Origin of the sequence: Modestobacter marinus (assembly GCF_011758655.1) — a bacterium.
In the GTDB taxonomy this organism is placed as follows: domain Bacteria; phylum Actinomycetota; class Actinomycetes; order Mycobacteriales; family Geodermatophilaceae; genus Modestobacter; species Modestobacter marinus.
Genome location: NZ_JAAMPA010000001.1, coordinates 2,295,164 through 2,311,561, shown reverse-complemented (window position 1 = coordinate 2,311,561; position 16,398 = coordinate 2,295,164). Strand labels below are relative to the sequence as shown.

Genomic DNA, 16,398 nt, shown 5'->3' with positions numbered 1-16,398 from the left:
CGTGACGTGCTGGAACGGCCCCCTTGCAGGGCCCCGTCGCGAGCTTGCTCGTGGCGGGGGGCAAGGGGGTCCTTCGTCAGTAGCGGTAGTGGTCGCTCTTGTACGGGCCCTCGACCGGGACCCCGAGGTAGTCGGCCTGCACCTTGGTCAGCGTCGTCAGCTTCACCCCGAGGGCGGCCAGGTGCAGCCGGGCGACGTGCTCGTCCAGCTGCTTGGGCAGCACGGTGACGCCGGGGGTCTGGCCCTCGTAGGCGGCCCGGTTCCCCCACAGCTCGATCTGGGCCAGGGTCTGGTTGGAGAAGGACGCGCTCATCACGAAGCTGGGGTGCCCGGTGGCGTTGCCCAGGTTCAGCAGCCGCCCCTCGGAGAGCACGATGATCGTGTGGCCGTCGGCGAACCGCCACTCGTCGACCTGGGGCTTGATGGTCGTCCGCACCACGCCGGGCGTGCGCGCCAGGCCGGCCATGTCGATCTCGTTGTCGAAGTGACCGATGTTGCCGATGATCGCCTGGTGCTTGGTCGAGGCCAGCTGCTCGGCGGAGATGATGTCCTTGTTGCCGGTGGTGGTGATGATGATGTCGGCCTTGCCGATCACCTCGTCCAGCGTGGTGACCTCGTAGCCGTGCATCGCCGCCTGGAGGGCGTTGATCGGGTCGATCTCGGTGACGATGACCCGGGCGCCCTGGCCGCGCAGCGACTCCGCGCAGCCCTTGCCGACGTCGCCGTAGCCGCAGACGACGGCGACCTTGCCACCGATCATCACGTCGGTGGCGCGGTTCAGGCCGTCGATGAGGGAGTGCCGGCAGCCGTAGAGGTTGTCGAACTTGCTCTTGGTGACCGAGTCGTTGACGTTGATCGCCGGGAAGAGCAGCCGGCCCTCGCGGGCGAGCTCGTACAGCCGGAGCACACCGGTGGTGGTCTCCTCGGTGACGCCCTTGATCGCCGCACCGATGCGGGTCCAGCGCTGGGCGTCCTCGGTGAGGCTGGTGCGCAGCGCGTCGAGGATGACGCCGTACTCCTCGGAGTCGGCGTCGGTGGTGTCCGGGACGACGCCGTCGGCCTCGAAGCGGGTGCCCAGGTGGACCAGCAGGGTGGCGTCGCCGCCGTCGTCCAGCAGCATGTTCGGCCCGATGACGGTGCCGTCGTCGTCGGTGAACTCGAACAGCCGCTGGGTGCACCACCAGTACTCCGGCAGCGTCTCGCCCTTCCAGGCGAAGACCGGCACGCCGGTCGGCTCCTCGGGGGTGCCGTCGCCGACGACGATCGCCGCGGCCGCGTGGTCCTGGGTGGAGAAGATGTTGCAGCTGACCCAGCGGACGTCGGCGCCGAGGGCGACCAGCGTCTCGATCAGGACGGCGGTCTGGATGGTCATGTGCAGCGAGCCGGCGACGCGGGCGCCGGCCAGCGGCTGCGCGTCCCCGTACTCCTCGCGCAGCGCCATCAGGCCGGGCATCTCGTGCTCGGCGAGGCTGATCTCCTTGCGGCCGAAGCCGTGCAGGGAGAGGTCGGCGACCTTGAAGTCGCCGTCGGTCAGGACGCGGGTGCCAGTGCTGGCGGTCATGTCGCTCCAGTGTCCGGCCCGGCCCGGGACGGGCGGGCTCTGTCGGTCGCTGTGGTCCCCGCTCGTGCGGGGCGAGCGAGCATGCCGAGGCTTCGGCGGGGCTCGTGCCGTCGTCCAGGGTACCGCCGCGAGCACGGCGCCGTGCTGGAACGGCCCCACTGCAGGGTCCCGCCGGGAGCCTGCGAGTGGCGGGGTGCAGTGGGGCCCTGGCGTCAGCGCAGCGCGGTGGTGGCGCGGTAGAGGACGGCGGGGCCGCGGGCGGTGACCGCCTGCCCGGCCGGCACGAACGCCGACTCGCCCTTCCGCAGCGTCAGGTCGCCGTCCGCGCCGGTGAGGACCGCATCGCCCTCCGCGCACAGGACCACCTGCGGCCCGGCCGTGGTGAGCACCCCCGGGTCGACGTCGACCTGCACCCGGGTCAGGTCGAAGTCGTCGACCGGGGTCGGGTAGCGCAGCCCGCCGGGGCCCAGCACCGGGTGGATCACCGGCACCTTGCCGTCGGTGAAGTCCAGCACCTCGATCAGCGCGGCGAGGTCCACGTGCTTGCTGGTCAGGCCACCGCGCAGCACGTTGTCCGAGCTCGCCATGACCTCGACCCCTGCGCCGCTGAGGTAGGCGTGCAGGTTGCCGGCGGGCAGGAAGACCGCCTCGCCCGGCGCCAGCGTGAGGTGGTTGCACATCAGCGAGATGACGACGCCGGGGTCGCCCGGGTACGCCTCGGCCAGGTTCTCCGCCCACCGGTAGGTGTTGATGAACTCGGGGTCGTGCTTGGCGACGAAGCTCGCTGCCTTCTCCGCCACCGCGCTCACCAGCGACTCCTGGCGCCGTTCGGACAGTGCGAGCAGCTGGGGGATCGCCGTCCGCAGGCCGCCGTGTGCGAGCGCGGCGACGGTCGGCAGCAGCTCGGTCAGTTGGAGCTTGGCCAGGCAGTGCAGCGACTCCACCAGCGGACGGAAGCCGCACAGCGCCTCGACCGGCGTGATCGCGAGCAGGATCTCCGGCTTGTGGTACGGGTCCTTGAAGGTCCGCATCGGGTCGTCGAGCGGGACGCCCGCGGCCTCCTCGGCCGCGAACCCGACCTCGGCCTGGGCCGTGGTCGGGTGGGCCTGGAGGGAGAGCGGCTTGTCAGCGGCGAGGACCTTCATCAGGAAGGGGAGCCGGTCGCCGAAGCGGTGCCGGGCGGCTGCGCCGAGCATCACCTCCGGCTCCGCGGCGATCGCCTTGTCCAACGCACGGCCGTCGGAGAGCACGCTCGGCTCCCCCGGGTGCGCGCCCATCCACAGCTCCGCATGCGGCTGATCAGCCGGCGACGGCTGCCCCAGCAACTCCGGGATGACCGTGCGGGATCCCCAGGGGTAATGGCGCACGGCGTTCGTCATCTGCCACATCGCGCCGGACGATACCTGCGGCTCACCGGTGTCCACGGCTGAACCGCCGACCACGTTCCACCGAGTCGCGCCCCGGGGTCAGGCGTGGCGCGACCGCTCGAGGTCCAGTGCCAGCGCCAGGTAGACGGCGCTGAAGTCGGCGACGGACAGCTGACGGGCGAGCCGGGCCAGCCGGGGCTGCCGCTCCGGTTCGGCGCGCTCGGCCAGCGCGCTGACCGGGACGTTGTGCGTCCCTGCGGTGCGGAGGACCTCCTCCATCGCCTCCTCGGCCGACCGCGGCTCCCGCTCTCCCCCGTCGTGCGCACCGGCCTCCGCGTCCCGGATGGTGACCAGCCGGAGCCGCCGGCCGGCGTCGTCGGTCCGATCCCGGAAGAAGTCGTCCTCCCCCCCTTCGGGAGCCAGCGGCCCACCGAGGACGGTGCAGGCGGCGACCCGCTGGTCGGGCAGCCGGAAGCCGGTCACCGGCAGGCCCGCCAGGGTGGCGAGCTGATCAGCCACCCGGCCGGCGGCGGCCCCCGCCAGAGGCCCCTCGGCGGCGATGACCGGCAGCGCGTCCAGCAGCTCCAGCGCCAGGGTTTTCGCCGGGTTGACGAAGGACTCCCGGGCCGGGCCGCACTCCGCCGCCACCTCGTCCAGCGCCGCGGCCACCAGCTCGGTGTCGGCGGCGTCCTCCGCGACGAGTCCCAGGTCGGCGGCGAGGAGCAGCATGGGGGTGAGCAGCGACCACAGCGCGGTGTGCTGCACCCGGGAGGCCGGCAGCGGCACGTAGGGCGCCCGGGCGTTGGCACAGGCGGCGTGCAGCGGGGCGTCCTCGGCGCCGATGCCGACCAGCACGACGCCGCGCCGGGCGGCCTCGTACGCCGGGGTGACGGCATAGCGGCCTGCGCCGGTCCGGGTGGCCACCACGGCGATGTCCGAGGGGCCCATCCAGACCGGCAGGTCCGGGCCCGGGACGACGTCCACGGTCACCGGGCTGGCCGGGCCGAGCAGCGCGCGCAGCACCGACGCCGCGACCGCCCCCTCGCGCCGGCCGACGATCACGAGCCCCCGCGGACGCCCCCCCGAGGTCGCCCGCTCCAGCCCGGCCTCCCGGGTCAGCTGCGTGGTCTCCCGTACCTGGGCACCGGCGCCGGCGACCGCCGGCAGCAGTCCGCGCGGGTCGCGGGCACGCAGCAGGTCGAGGTCGTCGAGGACCTCCTCGGCGAGCTCGGGCGACGTCATGCTCGGCGCTGCCGCGCCTCGTCGAGCAGGAGCACCGGGATCCCGTCGCGCACCGGGAACGCCCGGGAGCAGGTCGGGCAGACCAGCTCGCTCGCCTCCACGTCGACGGTCAGCACCGTGTGGTGGGTGTCCGGGCAGGCGAGGATCGCCAGCAGCTCGGGGTCGATGCCGAGCGTCCGGTCCCCAGGGGCCTGCCCGGTCATGCGCGGACCACCTCGAGCACCTCGTCGCGCACCTGGGCCATACGGGTCGCGTCGGGCGCCTCGACGTTCAGCCGCAGCAGGGGCTCGGTGTTGCTGGCCCGCAGGTTGAACCAGGCCCCGTCGGGGAGGGAGACCGTCAGGCCGTCGAGCTCGTCGAGGGTCACCCCGTCCCGCTCGCCGTAGACCTCGCGGATGGCAGCCACCCGGCCGGCCTGGTCGGCGACCGTGGAGTTGATCTCACCGGAGGCCACGTAACGCTCGTACGCGGCCGTCAGCTCCGAGAGCGGACGGGCCTGCTCGCCGAGCGCGGCGAGCACGTGCATCGCGGCCAGCATGCCGGTGTCGGCCCGCCAGAAGTCGCGGAAGTAGTAGTGCGCCGAGTGCTCGCCACCGAAGACGGCGTCGGTCCGGGCCATCTCCGCCTTGATGAAGGAGTGCCCCACCCGGGTGCGCACCGGCTCCCCGCCGTGCTCGCGGACGATCTCCGGAACCGCCCGGGAGGTGATCAGGTTGTGGATGATGACGGTCCCGGTGCCCTTGGCGAGCTCCCGCACGGCGACCAGGCCGGTGATGGCCGACGGGCTCACCGGCTCACCGCGCTCGTCGATGATGAAGCAGCGGTCGGCGTCCCCGTCGAAGGCCAGCCCGATGTCGGCGCCGTGCTCGCGGACGCCCGCCTGCAGGTCGACCAGGTTCGCCGGGTCCAGCGGGTTCGCCTCGTGGTTGGGGAACGAGCCGTCGAGCTCGAAGTACATCGGCACGATCTCCAGCGGCAGGCCGGAGAGCACCACGGGGACGGTGTGCCCGCCCATCCCGTTCCCGGCATCGACGACGACCTTCAGCGGCCGGATGCCGGAGAGGTCGACCAGTCCCCGCAGGTAGTCGGCGTACTCGACGGCGACGTCCCGGGTGCTGACGGTGCCCAGCCGGCCGGGGTCGCGGCCGAAGGGGGCTGCCCCGTCCAGGAGCTGCTCGGCCCACTCCCGGATCTGGACCAACCCGGAGTCCTGGCCGATCGGTGCAGCGCCGGCCCGGCACAGCTTGATGCCGTTGTACTGCGCCGGGTTGTGGCTGGCGGTGAACATCGCCCCCGGCATCTCCAGCGAGCCGGCGGCGAAGTACAGCATGTCGGTGGAGCCCAGCCCTGCCTCGACGACGTCGATCCCGCGGGACAGCACGCCCTCGGCGAAGGCCCGGGAGAGCGGGACCGAGGAGTCGCGCATGTCGTGGGCGGTGACGACCGAAGTGGCACCCGTCTCGCCGTGCACGAACTCGGCGAAGGCGGTCCCGATGGCGCGGGCGACGGTCTCGTCCCACTGGTCAGGGACGACCCCGCGCACGTCGTAGGCCTTGATGATCGATGTCAGGTCCGGCAACGGAGCTCATCCTCGCAGTCGATGACCGCGGCCCGGGTGACCGACGGCGGGTCGACCCTAACGGCGCGGCGGGGGGTGGGCGCCCCAGCGTCTCAGGGGAGGTTGGGGAGGACGCGCAGGTGACCGCGGCGGGTGCCGCTGCCGTCGTCGGCCGGGTCACGCGGGGGCTCCGGGCGGGCGGCCTCGCGGACCGCGTCGGCGAGGGCCAGCAGGTCGTCGCCGGTCGGGCCGGCGTCGTCGACGTCGATCTCGTGCCGCACGACCTCCCAGCCCCGCGGCACGGTGAGCCGCTCGGCGTGGAACTCGCACAGGTCGTAGCTGTGCGGCTCCGAGTAGGTCGCCAACGGGCCGACGACGGCCGTGGACTCCGCGTACACGTAGGTCAGGGTGGCCGCCGCCGGTTGCGCGCAGCCGCTGCGCGAGCAGCGACGTGACTGCCTCACCACCGGTTCCTCACGCCGGGCACACTATCCGGGCCGACGCCGCCTGGGGAGGAGGCACACCGCATCACGCCCGTCCACCCCCTCCGCTCCGTCCAGGCACACCCGACCCAGCGGCCCCGCACCCCGACCCGGGAGAGACCCATGACGACCGGACCCGGCACGGTGCTGTTGCTCGGTGGACGCAGCGAGATCGGCCTGGAGCTGGCCGAGCGACTGGTCCGCGACGGCGCCCGGCGGGTGCTGCTCGCCGCCCGGCGCAGTGGTGCGCTCGACGCGGAGGAGGCCCGCCTGCGCGCGGCCGGCGCCACGGAGGTGCAGCGACTGGAGTTCGACGCGGACGACCTGACCGGGCACGAACAGCTCCTGACCGCCGCGCTCGACCCGGCCGGCGGCGGCGACCCGATGAGCACGGTCGCGGTGCTCGCCTTCGGGGTGCTCGGCGACCAGGCCCGTGCGGAGGTCGACGCCGGCCACGCGGTGGCGGTCGTCTCCACCGACTACCTGGCCCAGGTCTCGGTGCTCACCCACCTGGCCCGGCTGATGCGCGCCGGTGGCGGGGGGCGGATCGTCGTCTTCTCCTCCGTCGCCGGGGTCCGGGTCCGCCGGGCCAACTACGTCTACGGCTCGGCCAAGGCCGGGCTCGACGGCTTCGCCAGCGGCCTGACCGACGCCCTGCACGGGACGGGTGTCCGCCTGCTCCTCGTCCGGCCGGGGTTCGTGGTCGGGCGCATGACCACCGGCATGTCCCCCGCCCCGCTGTCGAGCACCCCCGACCAGGTCGCCGCGGCCGTGGCCGATGCGCTGCGCCGGGACCGGTCCGTGGTGTGGGTGCCTGAGAGGCTGCGGCTGCTCGCGGCGGTCCTGCGGCTCCTGCCGCGGCCGATCTGGCGCCGGATGCCCCGGTGATCCGGCGCGGCGGCAGCCCGGCGAGGCCGTAGGCTCCTGCCGCGATGGACCGCCTCCCTGCCCGCGCCCGGCGCGACCGTCACGGCCGCGGCCTGCGCGGTCGTCTCGTGCCGCCGACGGTGCCGCTCTCCCGGAGCCGCGCCGAGCAGTTCGACGACCTGGTCCTCGACGCGGTCGAGGACCTGGAGCGCCGCTGGGAGCGGGAGCTGGCCGGCGTCGAGTTCGCCGTCGAGGACGTCCCCTGGGTCGACCACACCAGCCCGGACGACGTGGTGCTGGACGCCGACGTGCTGGAGGACGGCAGCGTCCCGCTGGCCCGCGTGCTGCCGGCGCACCGCGAGGGCGGGCAGGAGCACCCCGCCCGGATCGTGGTCTACCGCCGTCCGCTGGAGATCCGCGCCGCCGACCGCGACGACCTCGCCGACCTGGTGCGGGACGTCGTCGTCGACCAGGTCGCGGTGTTGCTGGGGCGGGACCCCGAGGAGATCGACCCCGCCGGTTGAACGGGGCCCACCCGGCCCCTTTGCCATGCTGGGCACCGAGATGAGCGCAGTGGAGCAGCAGCCCGGCCCGCACGGTGTCCGGCGGGCAGTCGTCACCGGGGCCTTCGCCGTCCTGGTCGTCCTCGCCGCCGGCCTGGTGCTCCTGGCCCTCCAGCCCCGGACGACGACGGCCACCGCGACCCTGACCGTGACCCCCCGCACCGAGGCCGGCGCGGACGCCGCCCTCCTGCTGGCCGACCGGTACACCGCGCTCGCCGGGTCGGCCGAGGTCCTGGCGGCGGCGCGGGGCGACGAGCCGGCGCTGGCCGAGGTGCCGCTGGGTGAGCTCCAGGAGGGCGTCGAGGTCGCCCGTCCGGCCGGCACCGCCACCGTCGCGGTGCAGGTGACGCTGCCCGACGGCGACACGGCGGTGGCCGCCGCCAACGCGGTGGTCGGCCGGCTCGTCGCGGCGGGGGCCGACGAGGAGCTCGTGGACGTCGCCCGCGGGCGGGAGGCCTCCCCCGCCCGCACCACCGGCTCGTCGTCCGCGGCCCGGTGGGTGCTGGTCTCGGTGCTGCTGGCCCTCGCCGCCGGGCTGTGCGCCGCACTGGCGTCGGCCCTCCTGACCGGCGGCCGCGCGGCCGGGCGGAGTGCCGGCGGCCGGGCCGCCGAGGCCGACGCCGCGGTGGTCGACGACCTGCCCGCCTTCCTGACGGACCCACCTGGCTCCTCCGCCGACCCACCGCGCGCCACCGTGCCACCCCGAGCTCCCGGGACAGGAGCCACGGCCGTGTCGCGCACCGTCCCCCGGGGCGCCGTCTCCCGTGCGGCCGGGTCCGCCGCCACGCTGACGGCCGCGCTGCTGCTGGTCCTCGCCGCCGTCGCGGTGGGCGCCCCTCCCGGCCACGCCGGGAGCAGCAGCCCGATCGCCGCCGCGGTGGACGAGGTCGGGCCCACGCTCACCGCGCCGGACGCCACCGACCCGGAGACCACCACCCCGGACCCGTCTGCCCCGACCTCCACCGCGCCGGACCCCGACGTCACAGCGCCGGCCGACGAGACGGCCGCGGGCGCCCTCGCGCTCCGGTCGGTGCCGCTGGGCACCGACGGGGTGGCGGCCACGGCGGCCTTCGGCGGCGTGGTGCTGGAGGAGCGGGCCGTGGGGCTGACCGTCACCTACCCCAGCGTCAGCCTCACCACCGACGGCCGGCGCTCCCTGGCGCACGTCCGGCTGCCCACCTGGAACTGCCTCACCGCCGAGCCCCCCGCCGACCCGGTGGCCGCCGGCTGTGCCCGGTCGATCACCGAGTACGCCGACCTGCCCGACCCGCAGCTGCAGGTCACCCGGGACGGCGACCGGATCGAGCTGACCGGCCTGTTCCCCACCTACACGCGCCCGAACGGCGGCCCGCCCGGCTACACCGGCCGGGCGTACCAGCTGGCGGCCTCGATCGGCCCCGACGGCCCGCGCCGGAACGGCAGCACCCCGGCGACCGGCGTGGTGCGGATCGGGCTGGACAGCGCGTCCACCGCACCCGAGCGCGGCGTCAGCCGGCTGCAGCACCCCGGCTGAGCGCACCCCGGCGGCCCAGCTGGGTCAGGCCGGCGGCCGACGTCAACGTGGCCGAGGGCGCTCCGAGCTCGCGGCGCAGCCCTCCGATCTCGCTGGTCCCCCACCACGGCCAGCGCTCGGCGCCGGAGCCGCCGCGGTCGAGCAGGGTCAGCAGCAGGGCACGCGGCCCGTCGTCCGCCGGGACGACGGCGACCTCCAGCTCACCGATCGCGGCGTGCAGCCGTGCGGCCGCGCACACGAACGGCCGCTGGGGGGCCGGGAGCTGCGCCAGCACGGCCGGCAGCCAGCGCTCGACCTCCCTGGGGTCCCGGCTGCGGGAGACGTCGGCGACGGTGTCCAGCTCGTCGACCAGCCGCCGGCTGCGCGTGGTGGCCAGCTGGGCGTCCGGGAGTCCGGCGGCGAGGTGCCGCACGGTCGGGTCACCGAGCGGGAGCCCGGTGAGCCGCAGGGTCCACGGGCCACGGACCTGGTCCAGCAGGCCGATCACGCCTGCGGCGAGCCGTTCGGCGACCCCGTCGTCCTCCGCGGGGAGCCGGGTCTGGGGCCGCCCCTGGGGCAGCGGACCGGGCTCGGCGCCCAGCAGGCCGATCACGGTGCCGACGCCGCGGCGCCGGAACGACAGCAGCGCCGCCCCGGCGGGACGGCCGGGAGCGTCCCGGTCGACCAGCACTGCACGGGGCCGCACCCGGCTGAACGGCCGGCCGGCCTGCGCGTTCAGCGCGGCGGTCAGCCAGGGCCCGCGCGCGGGGAGGGGGGCGGCGAGCTCGGCCAGGAGGGGCGCGGCGGCGCGGACCTCGCGGGCCACGGCGGCGCGGCCGTCGACGACCCGGGTCTGCACGCCCCCAGTCGACCACACAGGGGCGACGCGGGGAGCTGGGGAGTGGCCGTGCCCGGCTCGAGGGAACGCGTCGCCGGGCTGCTCGTCGGCGCGTCGTCGCGCCGGCCGTGCGGGAGGGGATCAGGTGGTGCGGTCGTGCGGGTGGACCTCGCTCAGCCGGCCTGGCGGCGCAGGCGGCGACGCTCGCGCTCGGAGAGCCCGCCCCAGATGCCGAAGCGCTCGTCCATGGTCAGCGCGTACTCCAGGCAGTCGACGCGGACCTCGCAGCCGGTGCAGATCCGCTTCGCCTCCCGGGTCGAGCCGCCCTTCTCGGGGAAGAACGCCTCCGGGTCGGTCTCGGCGCACAGGGCACGCTCCTGCCAGCTCTGGTCCTCGCCGTCCAGGCCCGGGAGCCCGGCGTCGAAGACGCCGGTCACGCCCAGCACGTCCCGTCCACGGGAGGCCGGGGCGGACCCTGCTGCGGAGCTCGTGTGCTCGCTCAACCACGACACCTCGGCCATCACGTTGCGTCCCCTCTCGCTCCGTCACGACGCGTGCTCCTGGGCGGATCCCAGTCGCCAGCGCCTGATGACGACATCGGAATTACACGCGTGTCGTTGAGTCGAGGTCAAGTCGGGCCGGTGTAACGCGGCACCACATCGATCACACCGGTCACAACTCGTCCGCGGGTGCTCACACCCCACCCCGACACGCCGCCCGCTGGCACACCATCTGCCATCGAGACCGGGCGGTTTCGTGGAGATCGACCGGGCTGGACCCGGTGCCTCCGTGCACTTCTGCCGGTCAGGCACCATGGTCGGGTGCACATCGTCGTACTCGCCGGTGGCGTCGGTGGCGCCCGCTTCCTCCGCGGCCTGCTGGCGGCGGCGCCCAGCGCCGAGGTGACCGCCGTGGTCAACACCGGCGACGACGTGACCCTGCACGGGCTGCGCATCTGCCCCGACCTGGACACCGTCATGTACACGCTGGGTGACGGGATCGACGAGGAGCGCGGCTGGGGCCGCCGCGGCGAGACCTGGACGGTCAAGGACGAACTGGCCGCCTACGGTGCGGAGCCGACCTGGTTCGGTCTTGGTGACCGCGACCTCGCCACCCACCTGGTCCGCACCCGGATGCTCGACGCGGGCTTCCCGCTCTCCGACGTCACGGCCGCGCTCGCCCAGCGCTGGCAGCCCGGGGTGCGGCTGCTGCCCATGAGCGACCAGCGGGTCGAGACCCACGTCGTGGTCACCGACTCCGACACGGGCCGCCCCCAGGCCATCCACTTCCAGGAGTGGTGGATCCGGCACCGGGCCGGGCTGCCCGCCGACGGCTTCGTCCAGGTCGGGGTGGAGGACGCCCGCCCCGGTCCTGGCGTGGTCGAGGCCCTCCGCACCGCCGACGCGGTGCTGTTCGCGCCATCGAACCCCGTCGTCTCGATCGGCACCGTGCTCGGGGTCCCCGGCATCCGCGACGCCGTTCGGGCAGCCGCCGGGCGGGTGGTCGGGATCTCCCCCATCGTCGACGGCGCCGCGCTGCGCGGCATGGCCGACCGCTGCCTGCCCGTGGTCGGCGTCGAGGTCAGCGCGGAAGGCGTGGGCCGGCACTACGGCGCCCGGTCCGACGGCGGCGTCCTGGACGCCTGGCTCGTGCACACCGGCGACCAGGCCACCGTGCCCGGCGTCGACGTGCGTGCCGTCCCGCTGCTGATGAGCTCGCCCGAGGCGACCCGGGCGCTGGCCCGGGCCGCGCTGGACGCCGCAGGCGTCGCGACCACCGAGTGACCGTGGCCGGCCTCCCCCCGGGCATCTCCGTGCACCCGGTGCACGGCCTGCCCGAGTTCGCGCCCGGCGACGACCTGGCCGCCGCGATCGCCGGGGCGGCGCCGTGGCTGGACGACGACGACGTCCTGGTGGTGACCTCGAAGATCGTGTCCAAGGTCGAGGGCAACCTCGTCCGGGTCGAGCCCGGCACCGACCGCGAGACCGCCCGGCAGCGAGCCATCGACGCGGAGACCGTCCGGGTCGTCGCCCGCCGGGGGCCGCTGCGGATCGTGGAGACCCGGCACGGCTGGGTGGTCGCCGCGGCGGGGATCGACGCCTCCAACGTCGCCGCCGACGCGCTGGTCCTGCTCCCGGCCGACGCCGACGAGTCCGCGCGCCGACTGCGTGCCCGGCTGCGGGAACTGCTCGGCGTCGACGTCGCCGTCGTGGTGAGCGACACCTTCGGCCGCCCGTGGCGGGACGGCGTCACCGACGTGGCGATCGGTGCGGCCGGGTTGCCCGCGCTGGTCGACCACCGGGGTGCGGTCGACGCACACGGCAACCGGCTGGAGACCACGCAGGTCGCGGTGGTCGACGAGCTGGCCGCCGCGGGGGACCTGGTGAAGGGCAAGCTGGGCGGTGTCCCGGTGGCGGTGGTGCGCGGGCTGCACGTCGAGGCGCCGGAGCCGGACGAGGGCACCCGCCCGCTGGTCCGGCTGGGTGCCGGCGACCTGTTCGCGACCGGGACCCGCGACCTGGTCGGCAGCCGCCGGACGGCCACCGCACTGGCCCACCGGGACGGCGCCCTCGCCGCGGTCACCGAGGCGTTCCGCACGGCCGTGGCCGCGCTGCCGGAGTTCCCGGTGGTCTTCCGCTACGGCAGCGAGGACGGGGACGACGCAGACGTCGTCGACGTCCACCTGGCCGACCCCATCACCCCGGTCACCTCCCTGGCGCTGGGCGCGGTCGTCGGCGCCGCGCTGGTCCAGCTGCAGGCCGAGGGCTGGGCGACCCGCTGGGAGCCGGCCGGCACCTTCGGCGGTGCGTCGTTGGCCGGGCGGCTGTGGCTGGGGCGCACCCCCACCTGAGGGGGAGAGCCCGTGCCCGGCTCCGACGGCGGTCGTTAGCGTCGAGCCGTGCAGATCCGCGAGCTCGCCGTCCCCGACGCCTACGCGCTGGACCTCCTCCCGCACGGTGACGCCCGGGGCCGGTTCACCGAGTGGTTCCGCGCCGACGTGCTGGCTGAGGCGATCGGCCCGGGGTTCCGGATCGCCCAGGCCAACCACAGCGTCTCCGCCCGCGGCGCCCTCCGCGGGGTCCACTTCGCCTCGGTGCCCCCCGGCCAGGCGAAGTACGTCTACTGCCCGGCCGGCACGGTGCTCGACGTCGTGGTCGACCTGCGGGTCGGGTCGCCGACCTTCGGCGTGCACGACACGGTGCTGCTGGACAGCGAGCAGCCGCGCGCGGTGTACCTGGCCGAGGGCCTGGGGCACGCTTTCGTCTCCCTCGCCGACGGCAGCTCGGTCACCTACCTGGTGTCCACCGGCTACTCCCCCGGCCGCGAGTTCGGCGTGCACCCGATGGACCCCGAGCTGGATCTGCCCTGGCCGGCCGACGTCGAGTTCGAGTTGTCGGCCAAGGACCTGGCCGCGCCCACGCTCGCCGAGGCCCGTGCGCAGGGCCTGCTGCCCACCATGGCCCAGTGCACCGCCCGCTACGAGGAGCTGCGCGGCAGCTGACCCTGGGTGCCGGGAGCGCGGCTCCGGCCCCGCGACCCGGGTCAGTCGCGGAGAGCGCCGAGCCGGTCGACGCAGGCGCGCACGGAGGCCGCCCAGGGCGGCAGCGGCGTCAGCCCGGCCGCCGCCCAGGCGGCGGGGTCGAGGACGCTGTAGGCAGGGCGCACCGCCCGGCTGGGGAAGGCGTCGGTCGTGGTCGGCCGGACACGCTCCGGATCGGCACCCGCGAGCTGGAAGACCAGCCGGGCGAGACCGAACCAGGTGGTCGAACCGCCGTTCGTGGCGTGCAGCAGACCGGTCGCCGGCGTCAGCGCCGCTTCGATCAGCCCGCGAGCGAGGTCCGCCGCCCAGGTCGGGCTGCCGGTCTGGTCGTCGACGACAGAGACCGTGTCCCGTTCGCGTTCGAGCCGGAGCATGGTCCGCACGAAGTTGTTGCCGTGCGCGGCGTGGACCCAGGAGGTCCGGACCACGACGGCGTCGTCGTCCACCGCCGCGATCGCCCGCTCGCCGGCCAGCTTCGTCCGGCCGTAGGCGGTGCGCGGTGCGGGCTCGTCGTCGACCCGGTACGGCGTGCTGGCCGTGCCGGCGAAGACGTAGTCGGTGGACACGTGCACCAGCCGGCCGCGCCCGGCCAGCTCCTCGGCCAGCCACCCCGGGGCGGCCCCGTTGACCAGCAGCGCGGTCGCCTCGTCGTCTTCAGCCGCGTCCACCGCCGTGTAGGCGGCCGCGTTGACCACCACGGGTCGTGCGCCAGTCGTCCGGGCCCGTTCCAGCCAGTCGCGGACCCGTGCGCGCAGCTGCGCCTCGTCGGTGAGGTCGAGCTGGGCCCGGCCGAACACGGTCACCGGGTCACCCGGGCGCTCCGCCGCCAGCACGGTCTGCAGGTCGGTGCCGAGCTGGCCACCCGCGCCGGTGACGAGCCAGGAGGTCGGCGTCATCACGAGCGGGCGGTCGCCGCGGCCGCCTTCAGCGGCTCCCACCAGGCCCGGTTGTCCCGGTACCACTGGACCGTCAGCGCCAGCCCGTCCTCGAAGGTCATCCGCGGGGCATAACCGAGCGCCGCGGTCTTGGAGTGGTCGACCGAGTAGCGCAGGTCGTGACCACCGCCGCGCGGGTCGACGATGTTCTCGACGTAGCTCCAGTCCCGGCCGGTGGCCTCGAGCAGCTTCTCGGTGAGTTCCTTGTTGGACAGCTCCCGACCCCCGCCGATGTTGTAGAACTCCCCCGGCGCGCCCTTCTCCAGCACCAGCTGGATGCCACGGCAGTGGTCGTCGACGAACAGCCAGTCGCGCACATTGGCGCCCTCCCCGTAGAGCGGCACCTTCTCCCCGTCGAGCAGGTTGGTGACGAACAGCGGGATGACCTTCTCCGGGAAGTGGTACGGCCCGTAGTTGTTGCTGCACCGGGTGATCGAGACGTCCAGCCCGTAGGTCTTCGCGTATGCCCGGGCGATCAGGTCGCTGCCGGCCTTGGACGCCGAGTACGGGGAGTTCGGCTCCAGCAGGTGGTCCTCGGTCCAGGACCCGTCGTCGATGGAGCCGTAGACCTCGTCGGTGGAGACGTGCACGACGCGGCCGACCCCCGCCCGCAGCGCGGACTCGAAGACCTGCTGGGAGCCGAGCACGTTGGTGAGCACGAAGCCGGCCGCGCCGGTGATGGAGCGGTCGACGTGGGACTCGGCGGCGAAGTGGACGACCGCGTCGTGCCCGGGCAGCGCGGCGTCCAGGTCCTCGGCCGAGCAGATGTCCCCCTGCACGAACCGGTAGCGCGGGCTCTCGGACACCGGGGCGAGGTTGGCGAGGTTGCCGGCGTAGGTGAGCTTGTCGAAGACGGTGACCTCGGCGTCCTCGAAGCCCGGGTAGCCGCCGGAGAGCATGGTGCGCACGTAGTGCGAACCGATGAAGCCGGCACCGCCGGTGACCAGGACGCGCATGGCCGAGACGCTAGGCGACGAGGATGCGGGGTGGGGCGTGCCACGTCGGACCTCCTCCGCCGGGGTGAGTGCACCACCGCTCCCGGACACCGGCCGCTTACGGTCAGCCGATGCGAGGGATCATCTTGGCCGGTGGGACCGGCAGCCGGCTGTGGCCCATCACCCTGGGCGTCAGCAAGCAGCTCATGCCGGTCTACGACAAGCCGATGATCTACTACCCGCTCTCCACGCTGATGATGGCCGGCATCCGGGAGGTCTTGGTCATCACCACCCCGGAGGACCGCGACTCCTTCGCCCGGCTGCTGGGTGACGGCAGCCGGTTGGGCATGCGGATCGAGTACGCGGTGCAGCCCCGGCCGGAGGGCCTCGCGCAGGCCTTCCTCATCGGCGCGGACTTCCTCGACGGCCAGGCCGCGGCCCTGGTGCTGGGCGACAACATCTTCTACGGCGCGGGCCTCGGCACCGCTCTGTCCCGGTTGCCCGAGCCCGACGGTGGCCACGTCTTCGCCTACCACGTGGCCGAACCGGCGGCCTACGGCGTCGTGGAGTTCGACGACGCCGGCCGGGTCCTCTCCATCGAGGAGAAGCCAGCGGCGCCCAAGAGCTCCTACGCGGTCCCAGGGCTGTACTTCTTCGGCCCCGACGTCGTCGAGGTCGCCCGGGGCATCACCCCGAGCGCACGGGGTGAGCTGGAGATCACCGCCGTCAACGAGCACTACCTGCGGCAGGGCCGGCTCACCGTCACCGTGCTCGACCGTGGGACCGCCTGGCTGGACACCGGCACCTTCACCTCGTTGCGCCAGGCGACCGAGTTCGTCTCGGTGGTCGAGGAGCGGCAGGGGCTGAAGATCGGCTGCATCGAGGAGGTCGCCTGGCGCAACGGCTGGCTGGACGACGACGGCCTGCGAGCCGTGGCCGAGCCGCTGGCCAAGAGCGGCTACGGCGCGTACCTGCAGGGCCTGCTCCCCCGCTGACCCGAGTTCCGGCCCGGCGCCG

The 16,398-nt window shown here is 74.5% G+C and carries 17 protein-coding genes; 7 read left to right on the top strand and 10 right to left on the bottom strand.

The genetic code is table 11. From position 1 onward, the window contains the following. Positions 1 to 76: 76 nt before the first annotated feature. The 6 genes from ahcY to FB380_RS10955 all read right to left on the bottom strand — a co-directional run bounded on the left by ahcY (position 77) and on the right by FB380_RS10955 (position 6,192). A complete protein-coding gene (ahcY, locus tag FB380_RS10980; protein WP_166755079.1) occupies positions 77 to 1,561 on the bottom strand; it encodes an adenosylhomocysteinase in 1,485 nt (494 codons plus the stop codon). 212 nt (positions 1,562 to 1,773) lie between these two features. Next, the gene (gene manA / locus FB380_RS10975) at positions 1,774 to 2,940 is read right to left on the bottom strand and encodes a mannose-6-phosphate isomerase, class I (protein ID WP_243850794.1); all 1,167 of its coding nucleotides are present in this window, start codon (positions 2,938 to 2,940) and stop codon (positions 1,774 to 1,776) included. An 87-nt stretch (positions 2,941 to 3,027) separates the two neighbouring features. After that, positions 3,028 to 4,170: an SIS domain-containing protein gene (locus tag FB380_RS10970; protein ID WP_166755077.1), complete on the bottom strand. Its 1,143-nt coding sequence runs from the start codon at positions 4,168 to 4,170 to the stop codon at positions 3,028 to 3,030. After that, positions 4,167 to 4,373, bottom strand: coding sequence for a Trm112 family protein (locus FB380_RS10965; protein ID WP_166755076.1), 207 nt, complete (start codon positions 4,371 to 4,373; stop codon positions 4,167 to 4,169). Before FB380_RS10965 ends, FB380_RS10970 begins: the two co-directional genes overlap by 4 nt. After that, positions 4,370 to 5,749: a phosphomannomutase/phosphoglucomutase gene (locus FB380_RS10960; RefSeq protein WP_166755075.1), complete on the bottom strand. Its 1,380-nt coding sequence runs from the start codon at positions 5,747 to 5,749 to the stop codon at positions 4,370 to 4,372. The genes FB380_RS10965 and FB380_RS10960 overlap by 4 nt, the downstream gene beginning before the upstream one ends. A gap of 92 nt (positions 5,750 to 5,841) precedes the next feature. After that, complete coding sequence (locus FB380_RS10955; protein WP_166755074.1) at positions 5,842 to 6,192, bottom strand: DUF3499 domain-containing protein; 351 nt, start codon at positions 6,190 to 6,192, stop codon at positions 5,842 to 5,844. A gap of 141 nt (positions 6,193 to 6,333) precedes the next feature. On the opposite strand from FB380_RS10955, the gene dprE2 reads away from it, so the two are divergent. Genes dprE2 through FB380_RS10940 form a run of 3 tightly spaced genes read left to right on the top strand, consistent with a single transcriptional unit; the run spans position 6,334 to position 9,153 of the window. Further along, positions 6,334 to 7,098, top strand: a complete 765-nt coding sequence (gene dprE2 / locus FB380_RS10950) for a decaprenylphospho-beta-D-erythro-pentofuranosid-2-ulose 2-reductase (RefSeq protein WP_166755073.1) — start codon at positions 6,334 to 6,336, stop codon at positions 7,096 to 7,098. Positions 7,099 to 7,142: 44 nt separating this feature from the next. After that, entirely contained in the window at positions 7,143 to 7,601 is a 459-nt protein-coding gene (locus FB380_RS10945; protein ID WP_036333828.1) for a metallopeptidase family protein, read from the top strand. 40 nt (positions 7,602 to 7,641) lie between these two features. Then, a complete protein-coding gene (locus FB380_RS10940; protein WP_166755072.1) occupies positions 7,642 to 9,153 on the top strand; it encodes a hypothetical protein in 1,512 nt (503 codons plus the stop codon). Here FB380_RS10940 and FB380_RS10935 read toward each other — a convergent pair. Further along, positions 9,128 to 9,991: a GNAT family N-acetyltransferase gene (locus tag FB380_RS10935; RefSeq protein ID WP_188959608.1), complete on the bottom strand. Its 864-nt coding sequence runs from the start codon at positions 9,989 to 9,991 to the stop codon at positions 9,128 to 9,130. The two genes, FB380_RS10940 and FB380_RS10935, sit on opposite strands and share 26 nt — an antisense overlap. Before the next feature lie 152 nt (positions 9,992 to 10,143). Then, complete coding sequence (locus FB380_RS10930) at positions 10,144 to 10,473, bottom strand: WhiB family transcriptional regulator (protein WP_425563422.1); 330 nt, start codon at positions 10,471 to 10,473, stop codon at positions 10,144 to 10,146. Positions 10,474 to 10,791: 318 nt separating this feature from the next. On the opposite strand from FB380_RS10930, the gene cofD reads away from it, so the two are divergent. The 3 genes from cofD to FB380_RS10915 are packed head-to-tail and all read left to right on the top strand — an operon-like array spanning position 10,792 to position 13,472. Then, positions 10,792 to 11,754 (top strand): 2-phospho-L-lactate transferase, encoded by a 963-nt coding sequence (cofD, locus tag FB380_RS10925; RefSeq protein WP_166755070.1) that lies wholly within the window; start codon positions 10,792 to 10,794, stop codon positions 11,752 to 11,754. A 2-nt stretch (positions 11,755 to 11,756) separates the two neighbouring features. Then, on the top strand, positions 11,757 to 12,821 hold the full coding sequence (locus FB380_RS10920) for a coenzyme F420-0:L-glutamate ligase (RefSeq protein ID WP_166755069.1): 1,065 nt from the start codon (positions 11,757 to 11,759) through the stop codon (positions 12,819 to 12,821). 48 nt (positions 12,822 to 12,869) lie between these two features. Continuing rightward, positions 12,870 to 13,472: a dTDP-4-dehydrorhamnose 3,5-epimerase family protein gene (locus FB380_RS10915; RefSeq protein WP_166755068.1), complete on the top strand. Its 603-nt coding sequence runs from the start codon at positions 12,870 to 12,872 to the stop codon at positions 13,470 to 13,472. Positions 13,473 to 13,513: 41 nt separating this feature from the next. Here FB380_RS10915 and rfbD read toward each other — a convergent pair whose 3' ends face one another. Together rfbD and rfbB are read right to left on the bottom strand one after the other, a co-directional pair. Continuing rightward, a complete protein-coding gene (rfbD, locus tag FB380_RS10910) occupies positions 13,514 to 14,407 on the bottom strand; it encodes a dTDP-4-dehydrorhamnose reductase (RefSeq protein WP_166756225.1) in 894 nt (297 codons plus the stop codon). After that, on the bottom strand, positions 14,407 to 15,402 hold the full coding sequence (gene rfbB, locus FB380_RS10905; protein WP_166755067.1) for a dTDP-glucose 4,6-dehydratase: 996 nt from the start codon (positions 15,400 to 15,402) through the stop codon (positions 14,407 to 14,409). Before rfbB ends, rfbD begins: the two co-directional genes overlap by 1 nt. Before the next feature lie 110 nt (positions 15,403 to 15,512). On the opposite strand from rfbB, the gene rfbA reads away from it, so the two are divergent. Beyond that, positions 15,513 to 16,376: a glucose-1-phosphate thymidylyltransferase RfbA gene (rfbA, locus tag FB380_RS10900; protein WP_166755066.1), complete on the top strand. Its 864-nt coding sequence runs from the start codon at positions 15,513 to 15,515 to the stop codon at positions 16,374 to 16,376. Positions 16,377 to 16,398 lie beyond the last annotated feature (22 nt).